Genomic DNA, 20,742 nt, shown 5'->3' with positions numbered 1-20,742 from the left:
ATTTTCTGAATTTGCTTATAGCCCTTGCATTAAACAAAGTTCCGGCCTGAGTGCCCACACTGTGTTTAGTGTTTTGGAACTGTATTTTTGCACTTGTTGCTATGCTGTATTTGTGCAAAAGAAATTAAGAAGGTGTATAGCTTTGTATATGGATTTTATAGACGAGACAATAAAAGAAAAAATACTTTTCATGAAAAAGTTTGTCAATAACCCCAGAAGAATTGGAAGCATAGCTCCCAGCTCTTCATTCCTGACGGAATCGATACTGGCTAATGTTGAGTGGAGTTCTGTCGGATCTGTAGCCGAACTTGGCGCAGGCACCGGAGTATTTACAAAAAATATAATTCAGAGGATGGGTAATAATTCCAACATATTTATATTTGAGATAGAACCGGAACTCAGAAGTCGGCTGGAAACACAAACAAAACTCAAGATATACTCCGACGCAGTAAAACTTCCGCAAATCCTTGAGTCAAGGGGTATTTTACACGTTGACCTGATAATCTCGAGCCTTCCTTACGCAGTCTTGCCAAAGGAGGAAACTGACAGCATTCTTAAGAGTATAATAAAATCGTTGGGACCTGAAGGGGTTTTCCTTGCCTTTCAGTACTCACTGCATATGAGGGAACCTTTTGAAAAAATATTCAGCAGTGTCAGGACAAGATTTGTCCCTCTTAATATTCCTCCTGCGTTCGTCTATGAATGTACCGGGTTGCTGAAACAACAATATGACTGAAATATATTGGATAGGTGTGATTTTAATGCTTAGCTGTGCATTGTGCGGAAGAGCGCTCCATGAATGCTGCGATCTGTTCCATGAAGCGGTGACCGAAGACGGAGAGTCAGTAATTGTCTGCAATGACTGCGCTGTTGCGAACGATCTGCAATTCGAATCTGAAGATTAGCCCCTGATACGGACCGATAAATCATAGCATAAATGACTGCCCGATTCTTGGAATTAACTTGATTTACCGGCTTTAACGTAAAAAATTATTTTATAAATTCCTCAAAATCCATCGCCCTATACTGTTCTGCCGGTTTCCCTGGAACAATAATAGCATGAACAGGACAGAAACCGACACAGCGCTGGCATGACTGGCAGAGTTCAGGACGTATAAATAGTGATCCGGAGTTCCTGTAGATGGCTCCGATTGGGCAATTATCAATACATCGCATACATCTGATGCATTTATCGTTGTTTATTTCGATCGGGAATGTCCGGTAGAAAAAACGAAGCGCCCTGCCACTGCGGACAAACCACTGAGATACAGAAGGGATGACCGGCACACCGCTATTCCATTTTGCTGTTCCATTATTCAGGCTGTCGCCGAATAAGCGTGCTTTTTCCATTGCAACATCAATAAGTTTTTTGTTCTTCTCGCTCTTCTCGGCAGGCATCGTTTTGTTATTATAGTTTCCCGGCATAAGAAAAAGCTCTGCACCAAAAGGTGTATAACCTCTGGCTACAATCATCTTACGAATTTTTCCCTCGACGCCCATCCCCATACCGCCCATTGTTGCGGACATAAATATCCTGCATCCGTTGCCCTCGGGCAAGGAATCGATGAAATCCAGAACAAGCGGATAGGAAGAGAAAAATGCTATAGGAAACGCCAGTCCAATAACACTATCTTCTTCAGGAATAAAAGCCCGCTGCCGCTCCATCATATAATAATTGACGGTATTCCCTTTCTTGACAAGCTCACTGCCTATCCCACGCGCTATCATTAGGGTATTCCCAGTTCCGGAGAAGACAAAGTATTCTATATTCATATCCCGTTACCTCTCTTTCTATTTTCGCACAGATATTTTGCTGTCCGTCTGCCTACCCTATTGTAAAGCAAAAATCATTCGGAGTCGCTTGCATATATTTGCAAAGGCACGCCAAACCACTAAAGATAAGGTAAAATATACATAGCTTGGAAGACACAGTGCTAATGTGGGGAATATCCAGTAGAAGCCAAAAGGGAGGTTCAAAAAATGAGCAGAGATTCTGTCTATATGATAGGGGCCGGAGACCATGCAAAAGTCGTCATGACCACTCTGGAGGCCTGCAAAATTAGATGTGCCGGCATTTATGATGATGATGAGAACCTTTGGGGCAAGGAACTATGGTGTGTTCCTATCCTTGGCCCTACTTCAGATATGCCTGACGAACCAGGTAACATGGCGGTGATAGCTATCGGGTCGAACCGTGTGAGACGAGAGATCAGTAAAAAGTTTTCCAATATCTGCTGGCCTGTCATAGTTCACCCTTTAACTGATGTACACAGCTCCGTACGTCTTGGATATGGAACTATTGTATTTGCCGGCACTATAATTCAGGCGGACACAACGGTAGGCAATCATTCTATAGTAAACGCATCTGTTCTGATAGACCACGATTGTACGATAGGGGACTACTGTCACATCTTGCCCCGTGCCTGCATAGCAGATGGCGTATCTGTCGGAGATGGTTCTTTCATCGGAATGGGGGCCGTAGTTATTCCGCATACGCATATTTCAACAAACGTCACAGTCGGAGCGGGCTCGACAGTCATCAGGGATCTGGATCCAGACGGCACATTTGTAGGAACTCCGGCAAGAAGGATACTAAGGTCCGTGATCAGTGAGGGAGAATGGAGATCGTGATAGTTTCCGTGTCTTTTGTCACTTATTGAATCACACTGACCATTTCTTCCGGCTGTTCGGTATGGATCTCTGCAAATAGGCAACTATCGTTATAACTTATAAAAGCAGGCTTCGGGGAGTTATACCCCCTCAGTCTGCTTTTTGCAGATTGCATTACAGATGATTTTCCCAGCGACCGCCCTACTTTTTTATATCCATTTCGTATGCGAGAATGGACTGGTCGGAACGGGGCGTAAATTTCACTGTGTCCTTTATGCCGTATATATCCTGCTGAAAGTATAGCGGAACGATTCCGCAGTCTTCAACAATAAGCTTCGCTGCTTTTTCAAGGATAACAGCACGCTTTTTAGGGCTGGCTGTGGCGTCTGCCTCGTCGATGAGCTTGTCAAATTCAGGATTTGCATAGTGACAGCGGTTTGAACCGCCCTTTGCTGGATTTTTATCCCTTGTATAGAAAAGGACATTTGACATTTCCCCTACGTCTATTGGCTCTGACCAACCTGACATTACAAGGCTGGACTTGTCACCGGGACGCACAAAATCGAAGAAAATCGACTTCGGATGCAGGCGGAGCTCAACTTGAATGCCGACCTTGGTAAGCTGGCTTGCCAGTGCCTGGGCAACCTGCGCGTCATTTATATAACGGCCGTTCGGAGCATCAAGATAAACCTTGAACCCGTTGGGATAACCGGCATCTGCTATAAGTTTCTTCGCTTCTGCAGGATTGTACACAGGAGCTGGAATCTTTTTATTATAGCCACGTCTGCCTTCAAGGACCATCTGGTTTGTAGCGTAGGCATTGCCATTCATGATCACCTTTACAATCGCATCCCTGTCTATAGCCATTGAAAGAGCCTTGCGGACACGGATATCGTTGAAGGGGTTCTTGTCAAGGCCTATGATCCCAGGCCCTTTCGGCCTGTTCGCATCAACGTGTAGGAAGATAAGGCGTTCACTCGGGCGGTCGACAACCGTAAAGCCCTTTGTACTTTTTACTTTGGCTATGTCGCGGACAGGCACATCTTCGATAATGTCAACTTCTCCGGTAAGAAGAGCCGCCGTCCTGGTTGCTGCATTGCTGATGGGACGCAAAGTAACCTTCTTGATCTTCGGAGCGCCACCCCAGTAAGCATCATTGGCTTTCATTGAGATGTGGTCTTCCTTGACCCACTCCTGGAATATGTACGGACCTGTGCCGACCGGTGCCTGATTGAATTTTGTCTCTCCGACCTTTGTCCTGTATGCCTTGGGAAGGATACGCAGAGGCGCAAGCGACTCCAGCAGAACGGCAGTAGGTACGTTTGTGATGATTTTGATTTTGTAAGGGTCAACGACCTGCACATCCTTAATTGAGGCAGTGAAATCCTTAAGCAGTGAAGTACGACAGACGTCTATGGTGTAAACTACATCATCTGCTGTGAAACTGCTGCCGTCATGAAACTTTACACCTTTGCGTAGGTTGAAGGTCCACGTAAGGTTATCTTTGCCTATCGACCATGACGTTGCAAGGGCCGGAACAGGAACGCCAGCCGCGTTGTTGTTGAGAAGTCCATCAAACATATAACGTCCCATTGTGTTGGTAATCGTCTCATCCTGCTGTGACGGATCCAAAAAAAGCGCATCTGACCCAATTCCGATGACAATGCTCTTCTCTGCTGCCACCGCTGATGCAGCCACCATCAGCGAAAGTAAAAGTATAACCAGTATTGCTGCCAATTTTCTGCGCATGATGCATTCCCCCTCTTATTTTCTATGGTAACGACTACAGCCATAACAGCTGATAGTTCCTAATAAAGATGACACGCTATGGACCGTCCCTCAAGGTTACGAAGCACGGGACGGGCTGTTTTGCATATTTCCATCCTCTGAGGGCAGCGGTTTACAAACGGACAACCCTCAGGCAGGTCAATAGGGCTTGGCACATCCCCCTGTAATGGTTCGACTGCCTTCTCCCTGTCAAGCGTAGGTGCAGCGGCCAGCAAAGCTCTTGTGTATGGATGCATTGGTTTTTCAAAGATCAAATCGCGTTCCCCCTGTTCTACTATGAACCCAAGATACATTATACCCAGCCTCTCAGTCACATGGCGGACAACAGAGAGATCATGCGCTATAAAAAGATATGACAGGTTAAATTCATCCTTTAGATCCATCATCAGGTTAAGCACCTGAGCTTGTATGGATACATCAAGAGCTGAAACAGGTTCATCTGCTACTATAAAGGACGGATTGGTAGATATGGCCCTTGCTATGCCTATTCTCTGCCTCTGACCTCCAGAGAACTGATGAGGATAACGATCCGCCTGTTCAGGCCTGAAACCGACTATGTCAAGAAGCCTGTACATTCTCTCTATTGCCTCATCTTTACACGACACAACTTTATGAAATAGCATCGGCTCCATTATAATGTTTTTAATCTTCTGCCTGGGATTCAAAGAGGCATAAGGATCCTGAAAAATCATCTGCATTTTTTTGCGGACAGACATCATTTTCCTTGCACTGAACTTTGAAATATCTTCTCCGTCAAAGACCACTCTTCCTGCCTTTGGCTCAAGCAGCCTGACTATGGTCCTCGCAGTTGTCGATTTCCCGCAGCCGGATTCGCCGACAAGGCTGAATACCTCACCGCGCTTTAAATTAAACGATACGCCGTTTACCGCATGGACAACCTTTTTAGTTCTTCCTGTCAATCTGTCCAGGATCCCATGAGGCTGATCAAAACTTTGCACAAGGTCGCAGACTTCAAGAATGTATTCTGAATTATTAGGATCCTGATTACTATACATTCCCTTACCCTCCGTTATTCTTACATACAGGATTGTAACATGCAACCCTGCGCTCAGAGGAGACCTGTTTCATCTGAGGAATTTCATTCCGGCAGCGCTCTGTTGCTCTGCTGCAGCGCGGAGCAAAATAACAGCCGTTCGGCAGATCGAACAGACTTGGCACCATTCCCAATATCTGAGGTAAATGCCGTGTTCTTTCTCCCGACATCTTAGGGATTGAATCCATTAAGCCCTTGGTATACGGGTGATATGGATCCTTGATCAATTCCTTGGTCGGAGCCTCTTCGACTATCTTCCCACAGTACATTACAGCTACCCTGTGAGTCATTTCCGATACAACAGCAAGGTCATGCGTTATAAGAATAAGGGCCGATCCGAACTTCTTCACCAAGTTATCCATAAGGGTCAGTATCTGTGCCTGCACTGTCACATCAAGTGCCGTCGTGGGTTCATCGGCTATGATTATCCTTGGATTAGCCGCAAGTGCAATTGCTATGACAACACGCTGCCTCATTCCGCCAGAAAATTGATGAGGGTAACTCCTCAGACGCTCCTCAGGGTTTGATATGCCGACTTCATTCAGCAGATCAAGCATCCTCTTCTTACGTTGGGAAGAAGACAGACTGGTATGCAGACAAAGCATTTCATCTATCTGCCGGCCTATAGTCTGGAGCGGATTAAGAGATGTCATGGGATCCTGAAAAATCATCGATATTTCCTTCCCTCTGATATGGCGCATCTCATCTTCACTCTTTTTAACCAGGTCTTCTCCATTAAAAAGAACTTCGCCTTCGGCGATTCTTCCAGGGTAATCTATCAGGCGAAGAATAGAGAACCCCGTAACGGACTTTCCGCCGCCTGATTCTCCGACAATGCCAAGTATCTCACCGGTCTTTAACGTAAAATCAACGCCGTCAACAGATTTAACTGTACCGCGAAAGATATCGAAGTAGGTTCTTAAATTTTTTACTTCCAGTAAAAATTCTGACATTTACTTCACCTACTTCAAACGCGGATTGAATTCATCACGGAGAAAATCTCCGAGGAGATTGATCCCGAATACAAGAAACATAATAAACATTCCCGGTAGGACAGAGGACCACCAAAGCCCGCTGAAGAGCACATCATAGCCGTTTTTGACAAGCAGGCCGAGGGATGGCTCAGTAACTGGGACCCCGACGCCAAGGTAACTCAGCGTTGCCTCCGTCAGTATCACTGATCCGACCTGTATTGTGGCTATGACAATAAGCGGTGTCAGTATATTGGGAAGTATATGGCGAAGTATTACCGAGAATGGAGAGAGTCCGATAAGTTTCGCCGCATCTACATATTCTTTTTTCTTTTCCCCCAGCACAGAACCCCGGACAGTACGAGCATAAAGCACCCATCCAACTATTGTAAGCGCCAATACAAGCTTGCCTAGCCCCCTTCCAAAGGCCGCCATAATAAACAGAGCCACCAGCATTGCCGGAAAGGAGAGCTGTACATCCACAACGCGCATGAGAAAACTGTCCAGCCGCCCGCCGAAATAACCTGCAATCAACCCTAACGCGGTTCCTATGGTACAGGAAAGAGCCACTACAATTATTCCGATAAAGAGGGAAATCCTGCTTCCGTAAACTATGGCACTCAGCATGTCACGGCCCTGCTCGTCAGTACCGAAGAAAAACGCGGGGTCTCCTCCGCTCATCCATGACGGCGGTTTATATGCATCCATAAGGTCCAGCCCCGCGATGTCATATGGATTCTGCGGGGTGAACATCGGGCCTATCGTTACCATCAACAGGAAGAAAACAACTATGATCAAACCCGCTACTGCACCCGGACTTCTTACAAAATTATGAAAAAACTCGCTGTTAAAAAAATCCTTTATTTTCTTACTCACATTCATCACCTCAGGTCAATGCGCGGGTCTATCAGAGTGTAAATAATATCCACCATAAAGTTAATAAATACAAACATAGCCGCAACTATTATCAAATATGCCACAATAACAGGCCTGTCGGCGGTGTTGATCGAATCTACAAGAAGCTTTCCCATCCCTGGCCATGCAAATATTGTCTCGGTCACAGTCGCAAAAGCAATGAGGCCGCCAACTTCCATTCCGAATACAGTTACCACAGGCACAAGTGCATTTTTCAGAGCATGGGAAAAGAGCAGATTTTTCCATGAGACACCTTTTGCTCTTGCAAACTTGATAAAATCCTGGCGCATGACCTCCATGATCTGAGCCCTTATGAGACGTATCATCATAGCAAGGGTGCCAAGTGCCAGTGAGACTGCCGGCAGGATTATGTGCCTGAAACCATCCCAAGTCATAAAAGCAAATGGGATGCCAAAAAGAGTATCGGTAACACCGCGTCCTGAAGACGGCAGAAAACCCTTCTCAACCGCGAAGTAAAATATAAGCAGTATGCCGACCCAAAACGACGGAAGCGATATACCAAAAAGAGAACCGGCCATTATTACGCGGCTGAACGTGTTATTCGGCCATGCACCGGCAAATACACCGCACGGCAGGGCTATAAGCAGGGAGATTATCACCGAAAGACACACAAGTTCGAGAGTTGCAGGCATGCGCTCAATAATCAGAGTAAGGGCAGGACGTTTGAATATATATGACACACCCATATCTCCATGCAGTAGATTAACAAGGAAGACCTTGTACTGCACCCACAGTGGCTGGTCCAGCCCAAGGGCAGTTCTTGCCTCTTCTATTTGTGCATCTGTCGCCGTCGGAGGTACTATCATAAGGACAGGGTCGCCTGTAAAGCTCATAACACAAAATACAATGACAGAGACCACAAAGAGGACCGCAAACATCTGAATAATTCTCTTGAGCATATATTTAAGCATCTAATCTCTCTCCATTTCACCTGTTATAATCAGCACTGGTTCGGACGTACTTTTTCATCGAATTCCTTCCACATCCGGGCGCGAAGCTTTTCATCCGTCAAGATATCTGCGGCAGTCATAGCCAGTCCTTTTGCAGCGAGAAGAACTACTTCGTCGGCTCTGGGGCTGACGGCAGCATTACAGAATGATTCATGGTGGGCTGTGACGCTTCCTGGTCCGGCAATTGAAAGATATTCGTGAATGGCGGGCACCACCAGTGAAACATTGCCAATATCGGAAGAACCTACCTGTGCGGTGTAGTCTGGATAGTTCATTATTTCTCCGAGGGTTTCCATATTTGCTTTAAAAGCCTCTCCCAGCGCCATACTCGGATAGCGTTCAGCATAAATATCTGCGCCATTGACCTTAAAGCCTGCCCCGGTAAGAAGTGCTGCTGATTTTGCTATGCGCTCTATATCGCCGAACATATTTACCAGCGTCTTTTTCTTCCCTGCGCGCACAGTGAATGAGGCCGATGTATAGTCTGGAATAATGTTTGATGCAGTTCCTCCCTGAGTAATTATGCCGTTTATCTTGCTCTCGTTGCTCCATGTATGGCTGAAAGAGTCGATTCCATTAAAGAAGGCGATCATGGATGCAAGTGCATTGACACCATCCGCCGGACTCGATGAGTGAGCCGCCTTACCGAAGAATTCAACATCAACGGACTGAGCGGCAAGTCCATGGCGTGCGATTATGTTCTCCGTAGCCGGGTGTATCATAAGCGCGCAAGTAAAACCATCAAAAACTCCGTTATCGGCCATCGGGATCTTTCCTCCACGCGTCTCTTCCGCCGGTGTTCCGAAAACCACAACTTCTCCGGAAATATTATTTTCATCCATCGTCTTTGACAGTGATATGGCAGCTCCGACGGCACTTGCAGCAATAATATTATGGCCGCATCCGTGCCCTATCCCGTCAAGCGCGTCATATTCCGCAAGAAATGCAATCTTGACGCCGTTGGGATTATTCGTCGGGCATGTTGCCTTAAATGCTGTTTCCATACCGCAAAACGGGGTCTCTACAATAAAGCCGTGCTTCTCAAGCAGTTCTTTCTGCCACTTTACCGCATTATACTCACGTAGCCCCAGCTCCGGATTATCGTGTATGTCATGACTGAGTTTGAGCAGTTCCGCCCTAAGTTCTTCCACCGCAACAGCTATTTCTTCCTTGACCGACAGCACTCTGAAATCCCTCCCGATTTTTCAGTACATAGTTTATGTATACATATTTTACATAGCTGTACATCATTATACATGGGCACAAAGAATACACAATACAGCTTATGTAAAATCAAGCAAATGATAATCAAACCTTAGGGCGGCCGATGATGAACCTGCTTGAGAACAATTGTTAATATGTGTAAGCATTATCCGGCGCCGGTTCTGATAATTCTAAAAAATATGATATAATTTAATAATGGGTCAAACTAAGATAAAAGAGTGAAATTACTGTCAGCATATGAGGTGATTAAATATATTTGAAGTGCGGGCGTTCATATAAAAATGGAGGATAAAAATGTATAAAGGAATTATTGAAGGGATTAACGAATTAATGCCTGCTCCGAATTTTATCTGGGGTGCAGTGTTTATGGTTTCTGTTGTCATTTTCATCGTTGTCTTTTTGCTTTTTTGCCACCGGTTTATTAATGCCAGGAGAAGAGCCCTTCTACCTGTAGAAACAACAGATACCGAAAAGATACTCGGATCAAGTGATTTGGAGCAACAGATGCTTAATCTGTCCTATGCTCACAGGAACGTCAAATGGAAGAAATACAATTTTGTAATAAGAGATAGAAATGACATTGCCTACAAAAAATTGAACAAAATTCGTGACACCTTATCTGGGGTATCCCCGGAAATTATTGCGCTGGTACCAGCCGCGCGCTGGCTATTTGACAACTTCCAGATTATGTACAGAGAGCTCAAGAAAATCAAGGCCGCGGAGACAAGCGATAAAATCCTTCCTATATTACAGGAAGGGGAATTCAAAGGATATCCGAGAATTTATGTTCTTGCCAGAAAAATCGTAAAGCTGTCAGGCGGTTATTTGAACGAGGACAAAATCTCTCTTATGGTAAAGGCATACCAAAAAGAGCTCTCATTAACAGACACGGAACTTTGGGCCCTCCCCGAAATAATAAGCTTCTGTCTCTTAGAAAGCATAACATCTGTGGCTGAGGATATTATAAATATCACAGAGACAAAATTTAAAGCTGACCTTTTTGTTAAGAACAGCCTGAGGGAGCAAGGAAACACGATCAGTATCGATCCCCTTCTTAAGGGGGTGGAAGAAAAGTACAGCAAAAATATTTCATTCCATTCTTATGTTATATACCTGCTGAAAAATATGGCTTTTGACGATTCCTCCATCCAAAGATATGTAGAATGCTATTTCAATGAAACAAAATACTCAAAACCTTCAGATATATTTCTGGATGAGGGCAAACTGGAATCGTACCTTGAGTCCAACATCCGGATCTTTTTAGCCAGTTTATGGGAAGCATCTGAAATAGACGGTGTGATTTTTTTTGAGGACCTTTCAACCATTGAGCACATCCTGCTTAAAGACCCGGCAGAAGTATATCCTGCTATGGATCAAAAGAGCCGCAGCAATTACAGGGCTGTAATAGAAAAACTATCGCTGAAACATAAAATGGAAGAAAAAACAATAGCAGAGTTTTGCCTGGAACTTGCCGTCAAAGGCAGAGATGATCTGAAATGTGCTAATCATGTCGGCTCTTACCTTATCGGTCATGGATATCCCCTCCTGGTGGCAAAAATTTTAAATAAACCGGGCCCCATGAATCTTCAGCCCAAGCATAATTTCAAAGGACTCTTATATTTTATCTCTTTATACGTGACAATTTTTATAGCTTACTGTATTTTAATATACATTCTGCGGCGTTCTAAAGTAACATGCGGGATATATGGTGAATTATTTTTCCTCGCCGCTGCATTGTGTATTGTTATCGGGATAGCCACTGATATAACAAATAATATATTTGCCAGGCTTATCAAGGTGAGGGAGTTGCCTGCTCTTGATTATCTAAAAGGCATCCCCGACAGGGCCCGGACATTTCTGGTAATGCCCGTGATCATTTCATCCAAAAAACAAGCGCTTGAGTATGTAAGTAAACTGCAAAGACATTATTTGACCAATAGGCAGTCAAATCTTTTCTTTGCCCTGCTGGTCGACTTTAAGGATTCTCCTGCAAAAGAGTTGCCGGAAGATAAAGAGCTTGAAAATGTTTTAATTGAAGAGATCAACAGGCTGAATACTCTTTATCCATCAGAATACAATCGTTTTTCGCTTTTCGTAAGATTCCGGAAATGGAATGAATCTGAAAAATGTTATATGTGTTGGGAACGTAAACGGGGAAAGCTTGAGGAATTTAACGCCCTTCTGTCAGGGGAGAAGGATACAAGCTATTCGATCATATTGTGTGATGAAAACCTGCTTCATACCTTCAAATATGTGATCACATTGGATTCCGATTCTGTCCTTTTAAAGGATAACGCATCAATGCTTGTCGGTATAATAGATCACCCCCTAAACCAACCGGTTATAGATTACGAGAAGAGAAGGGTTAAAGACGGCTATGCAATAATTCAACCTTCTATAACAAATAATATCCAATACAAAAAAAACAACCTTTTTTACAAAGTCTTTGCCGGCAAACAGGGATTAGACCACTACTCAACAGTCATATCGGATATTTATCATGACATATTTGACGAGGGCGTTTTTGCCGGCAAAGGGATATACGATATAAAAGCCTTTCATGCCATTATGAACAAGAACATACCGGAGAACAGCGTACTGAGCCATGACCTGCTAGAAAGCTGTTATGTCAAAACCGCTTTTTCCGGCGCTGTAAAAATAATGGAAGACTATCCCGGCAACGTCATCTCCTATGCACTAAGGGAGCATAGATGGATAAGGGGAGATTGGCAGCTATTGCCGTGGCTGTTTAAGAAAAAAACACTTGCCGGGTTATCCAAATGGAAAATATTCGACAATCTCAGGCTAAGTCTTGTGCCGCTGTGCAAAGTCCTTATAATAATTCTAAATCTTGCACTGATGCCGGAGATTTATTACCTCTGGCTGCCTTTGGTGTTTTTCGCTGATATTGTCAGTCTCTTTTTTATTCTTTATGGGATTATTTCGCAGAAGATCCGCAGACCGAAACTTGTCATTGTATATAAAGATCTGCTGAAAGACATCTTGCAGATTATACAAAGGGCGCTCCTGGATATAGCCTTCGCGCCATACAGGGCCTATATTGCTGCGGATGCAATATTACGGACATTGTACAGGCTTATTAAGAGCAGGAGACACCTTCTTATGTGGAATACCGCCGAAACCACAGAGAAATACGCCCTGGGTACAAAAACAAACTATTTTCTTCATATGTGCAGTTCCCTGATACCTTCCGCTATAATAATCAAATTGTTATCCTCAGTTGAGATACCACTGACAGGAATGGTCCTTTACGGGACATTATCCGCCGCCTGGGGTCTATCGTATCTGATAGCTTACGGTATCAGCCTGCCGGAGGACAACAGTCAAAAGATCATATCGGATGAGAATGAGAAGATGCTGAGGGAGACAGCACGCAGAACGTGGCAGTTCTTTAAGGATTTCTCAACAGAGAGCAACAACTGGCTTTGCCCGGACAATTACCAGAGTGAACCCACGGAGAAAGTCACTGACAAAACTTCGCCAACCAATATTGGGCTTCAACTTTTATCAGTCCTTTCAGCAAGGGATTTAGGATTTGAAACCCTGAACAAAACATTGGAATATATCTGGAAGATATTCCAATCCATTGAGCGGCTGCCAAAATGGAGGGGACATCTTTACAACTGGTACAACATCAAAACTCTTGATGTGTTGAATCCCCCATATATATCTACTGTAGACAGCGGAAACTTTTATGCGTATATGATTACTCTTAAAAACGGGCTCCTTGAGCTTATTGATGCTCCGCTGCTCTCGCCTGATCTGGTCTTTGGCCTCAGAGATATTATAGGCTTATGCGGTTATGATATTGAACTAAAAAATAATTACGAGACAATAGAAGAATTTATAAACGAAATTACCAAGATAAAGGGAAATATTAATTCACAGGACCATGCCCACAGAGAAGGAGCCCGCTTTATCGGAGAGCTAAACTTCAGCATCGACTCCATCTTAAATGAAATCTCAGATTTCGAAATAAGCGGCAGCTTTGCTTCTGTGCCCACATTGAGGGAGCTTGTCTTAAAAGATAATTTACATGCAAAGGCTCTTATGGAAAAAATAGAGTCCATTACCAAAAATATAGACATTATGTTTAGTAATGTCGATTTTCGTTTTCTATATAATGAAAAACGCAAGTTGTTCCATATCGGCTACAATTTGTCATCACAAAAACTGGATTCAGGCTGCTATGATCTGGCTGCCTCCGAATTTTTACTGACCAGCTTTTTAACCGTGGCAAGAAACGATGTGCTGGTAGAACATTGGTATAAACTTGGAAGACCTCTTACTATCGTTGACGGGATACCATGCTTTGTATCATGGAGCGGAACTATGTTCGAATACCTTATGCCGAATCTGGTCATGAAGGAATACAAAGGTTCTGTCTTTGCCGAGACATCAAGAGCCGCAGTTATAAAACAGATAAAGTATGCTAAGCGGATAGGGATCCCATGCTGGGGCATATCCGAATCACAGCACTACCATTTTGACCAGGACTCCAATTATCAGTACAGGGCATTCGGCGTGCCGGAGCTGCGCCTTCAGCCTTCCCTGAGCCCGACATTGGTAGTTGCCCCCTATGCAACGATAATAGCCTTGGATTACGCCGATAAGCATTGCTTCTCAAATCTCAGGAAGCTGGCAGAGCTCGGATGTACCGGTTATTATGGATACTACGAAGCAATAGATTTCAACGGTCCCGACCCTGTAGCCATAACTCCATACTCTATAGTTAAATCTTTCATGGCCCACCATCAGGGCATGAGTCTGGTATCTATAAATAATTTCATTCATAACGGAGTAATGAAGAGAAGATTTCATGCCGAACCCATTATAAAGGCCACAGAAATGCTTCTCGAAGAAAAACTTGCCTCATATTTTATCCTGATTTCCAGGAAAGGGTATAATATCCAACTCAAGAAAATGGATATCCCTCAGGAAATCCCTCATAAAAGACATGTCAGCAAGGTCGCACCTGAAATGCCCATAGCACATTTACTGTCAAACGACAACTATTCTATAATGATAACTTCAGACGGAGATGGTTTTAGCTATTACAGGGACTTAATGCTTTACAGATGGAGATCCGATATTTATGCCTGTACGGGCAGTTATATATTTATAAAAGACATAAAAAGCGGTAGGCTTTGGAGCAGCACGTATAATCCTACTAAGACAGAACCGGACGAATATAAGGTCATATTCTCGCCCCATCAGATAGAGTTTAACAGAAGAGATGATGATGTATCCTCTCATACGGTTGTGAATCTGTCACCGAATCATAACCTAGAGGTCCGTAAAGTTACATTGACTAACCACAGCAACGAGAAAAAACTCATAGAACTGACAAGTTATATGGAGGTAGTTATGGATAGTTTTTCGGCGGAAATCGCTCACCCTGCGTTTAACAAACTTTTCATAGAAAGCCAGTTTATAGAAGGGCATGATATTTTTCTGTCTAAAAGACGGGATGGGAAAGACGGCAAATCCCCATACCTGATGCATATGGTCAAATCACAACTGAAACTTTCAAGAAGTATCGAATATGAGAACGACAGACTGAAATTCATCGGCAGAAATAATACAGTCCGAAACCCGGATACAGTCGTAGAAAGCCGCCCCATGTCGAATAACGCAGGTTTTTCAAATGATCCTATTATAAGCTTAAGGGTAAACATTGATTTGGAAGCAGAAAGCACAGCCAGTATTTATTTTATTACAGGAGTGTGTTCCGGAAAGGAAGAGGCAATAAGAATAGGCGAGGAACTAAACTATATCCCTCAGCTAGAGGATATAAATGTAAAGTTCAGGCTACAAAGTGCCCTTGAACTTAAATATCTGAATATCTCAAGTTCAGAGCTTAACGCATTTCAGAATTTAATCAGTCCGATATTTTATCCGTCAATTTATTACAGAGGTCCGGCAGAGAACATCCGACGGAACTGGGGGAACCAAAGCGATTTATGGAAATTCGGCATATCCGGAGATAACCCTATAATGTTACTGAGGGTCAACTCTACTGAGGATGTCGGGATAATAAAGGATGTAATCAAAGCTTATGAATATCTGAGAATAAATGAGGTAAATATAGATCTGGTGATACTCAGCGAAGCTCCATACGGTTACATGCAGAAGCTTGACGATATGCTGAATGAGATGACATCTTCTCTTAAGATATATGATGAAAAGAGGGAGCAACCCAGCCTCTTTATACTACATACATACCAGATGACACCGACTGAGGTGGATCTGCTCCTCACCGTTGCGAGAGTTGTTTTCACAGATAAGACAGGCATATACTTCAGGAATGTCAAGGAATCGTTTTGAGCAAAGATGCAACGTTATATGGAAAGGCGATGAAATCGTTGAATGAAGAAAATATATCCCCTATAGAGAACCAAAACTGTGAGTTCTTCAACGGCTTCGGTGGTTTCGTTGAAAATGGCAGAGAATATGAAATCATTCTAAGTGATTATAACAGACCTCCCGCACCATGGGTCAACGTAATAGCCAACCCTGATTTTGGCTTTTTGGTTACTGAATCAGGCGCTGGAATGACATGGGCAGTTAACAGCAGAGAGAATAAAATAACGCCGTGGTCCAATGATCCTGTATGCGATAGGGCTTCAGAGGCAATATATATCAAGGACGAGATAACCGGAAAGGTAATAACTACAACGTCCCTTGGAAGAATGGACAGAGGAACTTACAGGGTAAGGCATGGTTTTGGATATTCGGTTTTCTTTCATGACGAAAACAATATTAAGCAGGAGCTTAAGGTATTAACTCCACTTGACGAGCCTGTAAAACTTTGGAGCCTCAAGCTTGTCAACCTTTCCGACCAGGACAAGTATTTGAGCGTCACTTATTATGTGGAATGGGTCATGGGCGTGGATAAAGAACATGCAGAACCATACACAGTGTCCTCTTATAACAATGAAAACGAATACCTTACAGCAAAAAATACATATAATGGTCGTTTCCGGGAACAGAAAAGCTTTATATTCTCGAGCGAAATGATAACGGGCTATACGGGGAACCGGAGGGAATTTCTGGGCTTAAAAGGCTCCATAACAAACCCAGAAGGACTGAAGAAAAAATTATCATGCAATACCGGTGTGGGATACGATCCATGCGGAGTTATACAGGTATCGATAGCAATAAAGCCTGGTGAAAGCAAAACTGTCGTTTTTGGCCTGGGACAGAGTGCAGATTATAATAAAATAAAAACATTAAGATACAAGTATAAAGATGCTTCCATGATCGACATTGAACTGGAAAAAATAAAGGCCTATTGGGACGGCATTCTGGGCACCATCAAGGTGAAGACCGAAGATAGAGCTATTGATATACTTCTGAACGGCTGGCTTCTATATCAGACTGTTTCCAGCAGGATCAATGCAAGGTCTGCCTTCTATCAGTCGGGGGGGGCTTATGGGTTCAGAGACCAGCTTCAGGATGTGCTTGCCCTTCTATATACCGATCCAGGGGTAGCAAGAAAACAGATTATGCTCGCCTGCAGCAGACAGTTTGAAGAAGGTGATGTCCAGCACTGGTGGCATCCTCCTACCGGGGTTGGGGTACGGACGAGAATTAGCGACGACTTGCTCTGGCTTCCCTATGTCACTGCCATTTATGTCAGATGCACAGGCGACTATTCCATACTGAAGGAAAGGGTCCCTTATATTAAGGGTCCGCTGTTGGACAAGGATAAACATGAGGCTATGTTTACTCCTGAAGTATCGGATATGGATGGTACTGTTTATGAACATTGCAAGAAAACCATAATTTATACACGGTTTGGAGTACATGGCCTGCCATTGATGGGAGGCGGCGATTGGAACGACGGTATGGATCAAGTCGGCATTGAGGGCAAGGGAGAGAGCATCTGGCTGGGATGGTTCCTTTATGGACTGCTTGGGGAATTTATCCCCCTTTGCAGCCATGAAAAAGACAATGACTTTGCCAAAGAACAGGAAAGCAGCAGAAAAACACTTTTATGCAACATAGAGGAACATGCATGGGATGGCGAATGGTATATAAGGGCTTTTTATGACGATTACGAAAAAATAGGCTCAAGGGAAAACGACGAATGTAAAATTGATTCCATCAGCCAGTCTTGGAGCGTTATTTCAGGCGGAGCAGAAAGAGATAGGGCGTTAAAAGCTATCCACTCTGCCAAACAATATTTGGTCAATGAGAAAGACGGACTCTCTTTACTCCTTTATCCTCCCTTCGACAAAACCAACAAAAATCCAGGATACATTAAAAATTACTATCCTGGAGTAAGGGAAAACGGCGGTCAATATTCTCACGCGTCAGTATGGCTGGCTATCGCCGCTTCTATGATTGGCGATCACAGTCTAGCACATACACTCTTCACAATGCTGAACCCCATTCACATAACTTCCGCCAGGAAGGATGCGCTCCGGTATGAAAAGGAGCCTTACGTTATGACGGCGGATATATCATCCGTGGGCGGATCGGATACAGGCAGGGGCGGCTGGAGTTGGTATACTGGGTCGGCAGGATGGATGTATCAGGGACTGATCAAAAATTTTCTCGGAATCATAAAAGAAAATACCGGACTGATAATAGCTCCTTCAACTCCGGCAAGCTTCGGGGATTATACAGTTTGGTACAGGTACGGAAATACAACGTACGAAATAAGGGTTATAAATAAAAGTGATGAAAATACAGGTATAACCGAGTTAACCGTTGACGGGGCCAGACTTTCCGGCAACATGCTACAGATGGCAGACGACGGCGCACATCATCTGGTTATAGCAGAGCGGAAAACGCCAGGGAATTTGAACGCGTAGGAAGAGCCAGTAAAGGCTGGCGGATGGGCGGATGGCTGGCTCTTCCATATTGATTTCTCATTATTGGGCTGCCGTGCACATCAAGAGTGAAAAATGATCCCATTATCGTTTTGCCGGAATCAGCAAAACAGACGACAGTGATTGACGTGCGATATTATGGCTTACGCTTCCCAAGAAAAATTCTTTTACGAAACCACGGCCCTGGCTGCCCATGACAACAAGCTGTACATTACGTTCTTTGACTAATTGCAGGATCTTGACCGAGGGGGACCCAAATTTCAAAACTATATCCACCTCGGCATGTCCCTTCTCCTTAAGGATCCTTTGCATGTTTTCAAGGCGTTCGGTGTCGATCTTATCAAACTCCTCTATGCGATCATCAAGATAGGGACTGATGCGATATTGATCCTGCACATGAACTAATGTAATTTTCTTTATTTTATCAGCCGCTGCCATTTCTACTAAGCAGTCAAACGCCTGTTCTGCATTTTTAGAGAAATCAGTTGGGAATAAAACATGATTTGTTATTTTGCCACCTGCTGCTTTTGTGCAGGATATTCCTGGTCCTTCTCCATCTAAATCCAATTTAACAATCAGGATAGGTTTTTCTACATTATGGATCAACTCATTGGCCATAGGACTGAAAATGTCCTTATCTGTACCGACTACAACGGCTGAATAATTTTCTTCATCAGCAATTTTGTTTATCTCACTTGTTGAAAATCCTGATAATAACCTTGCCTCTACCTCATATCCTTGTTTTTCAAGTATTTCTTTCTGGTTTTGAAGGTTTTTTTTAAAATCAATAAGCGCTGTAGGGCTGTAAAAATTATTGATCCCCAGAATTTCCAGCATATCCCAAAACTGCAGCAGCAGACACTTCTCAATGCCATAAACATTTAAAGCCCCAAAACAGCTCACAAGAGCCTGAGAATCCCTTGATAGATCCAATGCAACGATCACCCTTCTAAACATAACGATTCCTCCTTCTTGATAAAATTTGGAAAAGTTAATATTGCTCTACATCGATTTGTTTTATACCATAATTGTCCTATAAAAACAACGGTTAGCATGTACATCAACCAAATAGCAAAGTGACATTTTCATCTTATTTTGCTGGCATATTCTTGCGTAAATAGGCTTTTATACGCGCATTTACATTTTCAACCAGATTGCAATAAAAAAATGTGTAATCATATTGGTGATAAAAACCTGGTGGCGACGTCTGTAATAAATCAGCGTTTGACGGCCGAGGGATAATAAGTGCACCGTCTATTATCTGAGCTCCTGTATAATATGGAATATATTGTACGTTGTCCTCTGTGAAGAACATAGCACCAAGATTTTTTTCCGCAGGGACAAAATCTTTTGTTAATGTCATTGTCAATGGATTTACTGCAACCGTACCTTTTATGACAATGGAAACAGGCGAGTCAGCTTCCTGTGTGTTATAACTGATTATGCATCCAGTCTCATCAGGAGTTTCACTCATTTTAAGGTGCGGATATTTTTCCAGATCTTCTTGCGTAACAGGCCAGCCGATAACATACGCAGCTACAAGCTGTTTCTGCAGTGTTTTATCATTAAAACGACGTTTAAGCAACATAAATAAAAGGTTTGAACCCTGACTATGACCGGATAATATGAAAGGTCGCCCTTTATTCCAATTTTTCATATAGTAGTCAAATGCATGTTCAACATCATCATATGCAATATCCATTGCATGATGGTTATTGCTGTTGAGCGGCGCATTTAAAACATATATCGTAGCCTGTCTATAATATGGCACATAAAGATTAGCGGAACCATTGAAAATCCCTGCCTGACTTTTGATCCATTGTGGGATTTTTTTGTCTATTGCCGCCTCTTTTATTGACTGATTCCAGTTCTTATCATCAAAGTAAGTTGTAGGATAAAAAAACAGTACATCTACCGGATATCTGGCAGTATCTTTAGGAGTTACAGCCCATGAAGATATATCAGAATATACAGGGGCAGCGGGAGCAGAAGAAAAACTGAAAGGATCAGCAGGACCTGAAGATGCGCTGCATAAAATTGGATCCCATGATAAAAGAAGCAAAGATAGGAGAGACAGTACGGTATAACGGTAAATACGCGATGACAAAACAGACAACCCCTTTCTGAACAGCTTTACAAGTATATAGAATACTCTAATAATATGATACTTTAAAAGTATACCATTCATATAATTCTGTGTAAACGGGTCGCATTGCGTCATTAAAAAAGTACTCAAAAACACATCGTTGCGTCAAAACAAAAATGTACTTGAAAATATCCCTAGCAGAAGCACGAAAAGAGGGATATGGATGACGCTGACGATGAAGGAAAAGAAATCTGTTGGAATT

Annotated in this window: 14 protein-coding genes; 5 read left to right on the top strand and 9 right to left on the bottom strand. The window is 43.3% G+C overall.

Annotated features, from left to right (window positions below; genetic code table 11):
* The first annotated feature begins 142 nt into the window (after positions 1–142).
* The gene (locus tag LLF78_08295; GenBank protein MCE5202493.1) at positions 143–736 is read left to right on the top strand and encodes a methyltransferase type 11; all 594 of its coding nucleotides are present in this window, start codon (positions 143–145) and stop codon (positions 734–736) included.
* A gap of 25 nt (positions 737–761) precedes the next feature.
* On the top strand, positions 762–905 hold the full coding sequence (locus tag LLF78_08290) for a hypothetical protein (GenBank protein ID MCE5202492.1): 144 nt from the start codon (positions 762–764) through the stop codon (positions 903–905).
* Between the two features lie 85 nt (positions 906–990).
* On the opposite strand, the gene LLF78_08285 is transcribed toward LLF78_08290, so the two are convergent.
* Entirely contained in the window at positions 991–1,773 is a 783-nt protein-coding gene (locus LLF78_08285; protein MCE5202491.1) for an EFR1 family ferrodoxin, read from the bottom strand.
* A 207-nt stretch (positions 1,774–1,980) separates the two neighbouring features.
* On the opposite strand from LLF78_08285, the gene LLF78_08280 reads away from it, so the two are divergent.
* Entirely contained in the window at positions 1,981–2,631 is a 651-nt protein-coding gene (locus LLF78_08280) for an acetyltransferase (GenBank protein ID MCE5202490.1), read from the top strand.
* Between the two features lie 180 nt (positions 2,632–2,811).
* On the opposite strand, the gene LLF78_08275 is transcribed toward LLF78_08280, so the two are convergent.
* From LLF78_08275 to LLF78_08250, 6 genes are read right to left on the bottom strand one after another with little or no spacing between them, the layout of a single operon-like run.
* Positions 2,812–4,359, bottom strand: a complete 1,548-nt coding sequence (locus LLF78_08275) for an ABC transporter substrate-binding protein (protein ID MCE5202489.1) — start codon at positions 4,357–4,359, stop codon at positions 2,812–2,814.
* 59 nt (positions 4,360–4,418) lie between these two features.
* Positions 4,419–5,414: an ATP-binding cassette domain-containing protein gene (locus LLF78_08270; GenBank protein MCE5202488.1), complete on the bottom strand. Its 996-nt coding sequence runs from the start codon at positions 5,412–5,414 to the stop codon at positions 4,419–4,421.
* A 4-nt stretch (positions 5,415–5,418) separates the two neighbouring features.
* Entirely contained in the window at positions 5,419–6,405 is a 987-nt protein-coding gene (locus LLF78_08265; protein MCE5202487.1) for an ABC transporter ATP-binding protein, read from the bottom strand.
* Between the two features lie 9 nt (positions 6,406–6,414).
* Positions 6,415–7,305 (bottom strand): ABC transporter permease, encoded by an 891-nt coding sequence (locus LLF78_08260; protein ID MCE5202486.1) that lies wholly within the window; start codon positions 7,303–7,305, stop codon positions 6,415–6,417.
* Positions 7,305–8,270: an ABC transporter permease gene (locus tag LLF78_08255; GenBank protein ID MCE5202485.1), complete on the bottom strand. Its 966-nt coding sequence runs from the start codon at positions 8,268–8,270 to the stop codon at positions 7,305–7,307. Before LLF78_08255 ends, LLF78_08260 begins: the two co-directional genes overlap by 1 nt.
* Before the next feature lie 29 nt (positions 8,271–8,299).
* Entirely contained in the window at positions 8,300–9,493 is a 1,194-nt protein-coding gene (locus LLF78_08250; GenBank protein MCE5202484.1) for an amidohydrolase, read from the bottom strand.
* 334 nt (positions 9,494–9,827) lie between these two features.
* Between LLF78_08250 and LLF78_08245 the strand changes: the two genes are divergently transcribed.
* On the top strand, positions 9,828–15,881 hold the full coding sequence (locus LLF78_08245) for a hypothetical protein (GenBank protein ID MCE5202483.1): 6,054 nt from the start codon (positions 9,828–9,830) through the stop codon (positions 15,879–15,881).
* Positions 15,882–15,919: 38 nt separating this feature from the next.
* Positions 15,920–18,376: a hypothetical protein gene (locus LLF78_08240; protein MCE5202482.1), complete on the top strand. Its 2,457-nt coding sequence runs from the start codon at positions 15,920–15,922 to the stop codon at positions 18,374–18,376.
* Between the two features lie 102 nt (positions 18,377–18,478).
* Here LLF78_08240 and LLF78_08235 read toward each other — a convergent pair whose 3' ends face one another.
* A complete protein-coding gene (locus LLF78_08235) occupies positions 18,479–19,351 on the bottom strand; it encodes a universal stress protein (GenBank protein ID MCE5202481.1) in 873 nt (290 codons plus the stop codon).
* Between the two features lie 133 nt (positions 19,352–19,484).
* Positions 19,485–20,501, bottom strand: a complete 1,017-nt coding sequence (locus LLF78_08230; protein MCE5202480.1) for a DUF3089 domain-containing protein — start codon at positions 20,499–20,501, stop codon at positions 19,485–19,487.
* Positions 20,502–20,742 lie beyond the last annotated feature (241 nt).

The organism is Synergistaceae bacterium, assembly GCA_021372895.1.
In the GTDB taxonomy this organism is placed as follows: Bacteria; Synergistota; Synergistia; order Synergistales; family Synergistaceae; genus JAJFTP01.
Note: the sequence above shows the minus strand (reverse complement) of the source record. Positions and strands in the feature narration are given on the sequence as shown.

Coding starts and splice junctions, on each gene's coding strand:
- LLF78_08235 (MCE5202481.1), bottom strand. CDS start 19,351: ATGTTTAGAAGGGTGATCGTTGCATTGGATCTATCAAGGGATTCTCAG.
- LLF78_08270 (MCE5202488.1), bottom strand. CDS start 5,414: ATGTATAGTAATCAGGATCCTAATAATTCAGAATACATTCTTGAAGTC.
- LLF78_08280 (MCE5202490.1), top strand. CDS start 1,981: ATGAGCAGAGATTCTGTCTATATGATAGGGGCCGGAGACCATGCAAAA.
- LLF78_08285 (MCE5202491.1), bottom strand. CDS start 1,773: ATGAATATAGAATACTTTGTCTTCTCCGGAACTGGGAATACCCTAATG.
- LLF78_08265 (MCE5202487.1), bottom strand. CDS start 6,405: ATGTCAGAATTTTTACTGGAAGTAAAAAATTTAAGAACCTACTTCGAT.
- LLF78_08290 (MCE5202492.1), top strand. CDS start 762: ATGCTTAGCTGTGCATTGTGCGGAAGAGCGCTCCATGAATGCTGCGAT.
- LLF78_08245 (MCE5202483.1), top strand. CDS start 9,828: ATGTATAAAGGAATTATTGAAGGGATTAACGAATTAATGCCTGCTCCG.
- LLF78_08255 (MCE5202485.1), bottom strand. CDS start 8,270: ATGCTTAAATATATGCTCAAGAGAATTATTCAGATGTTTGCGGTCCTC.
- LLF78_08260 (MCE5202486.1), bottom strand. CDS start 7,305: ATGAATGTGAGTAAGAAAATAAAGGATTTTTTTAACAGCGAGTTTTTT.
- LLF78_08275 (MCE5202489.1), bottom strand. CDS start 4,359: ATGCGCAGAAAATTGGCAGCAATACTGGTTATACTTTTACTTTCGCTG.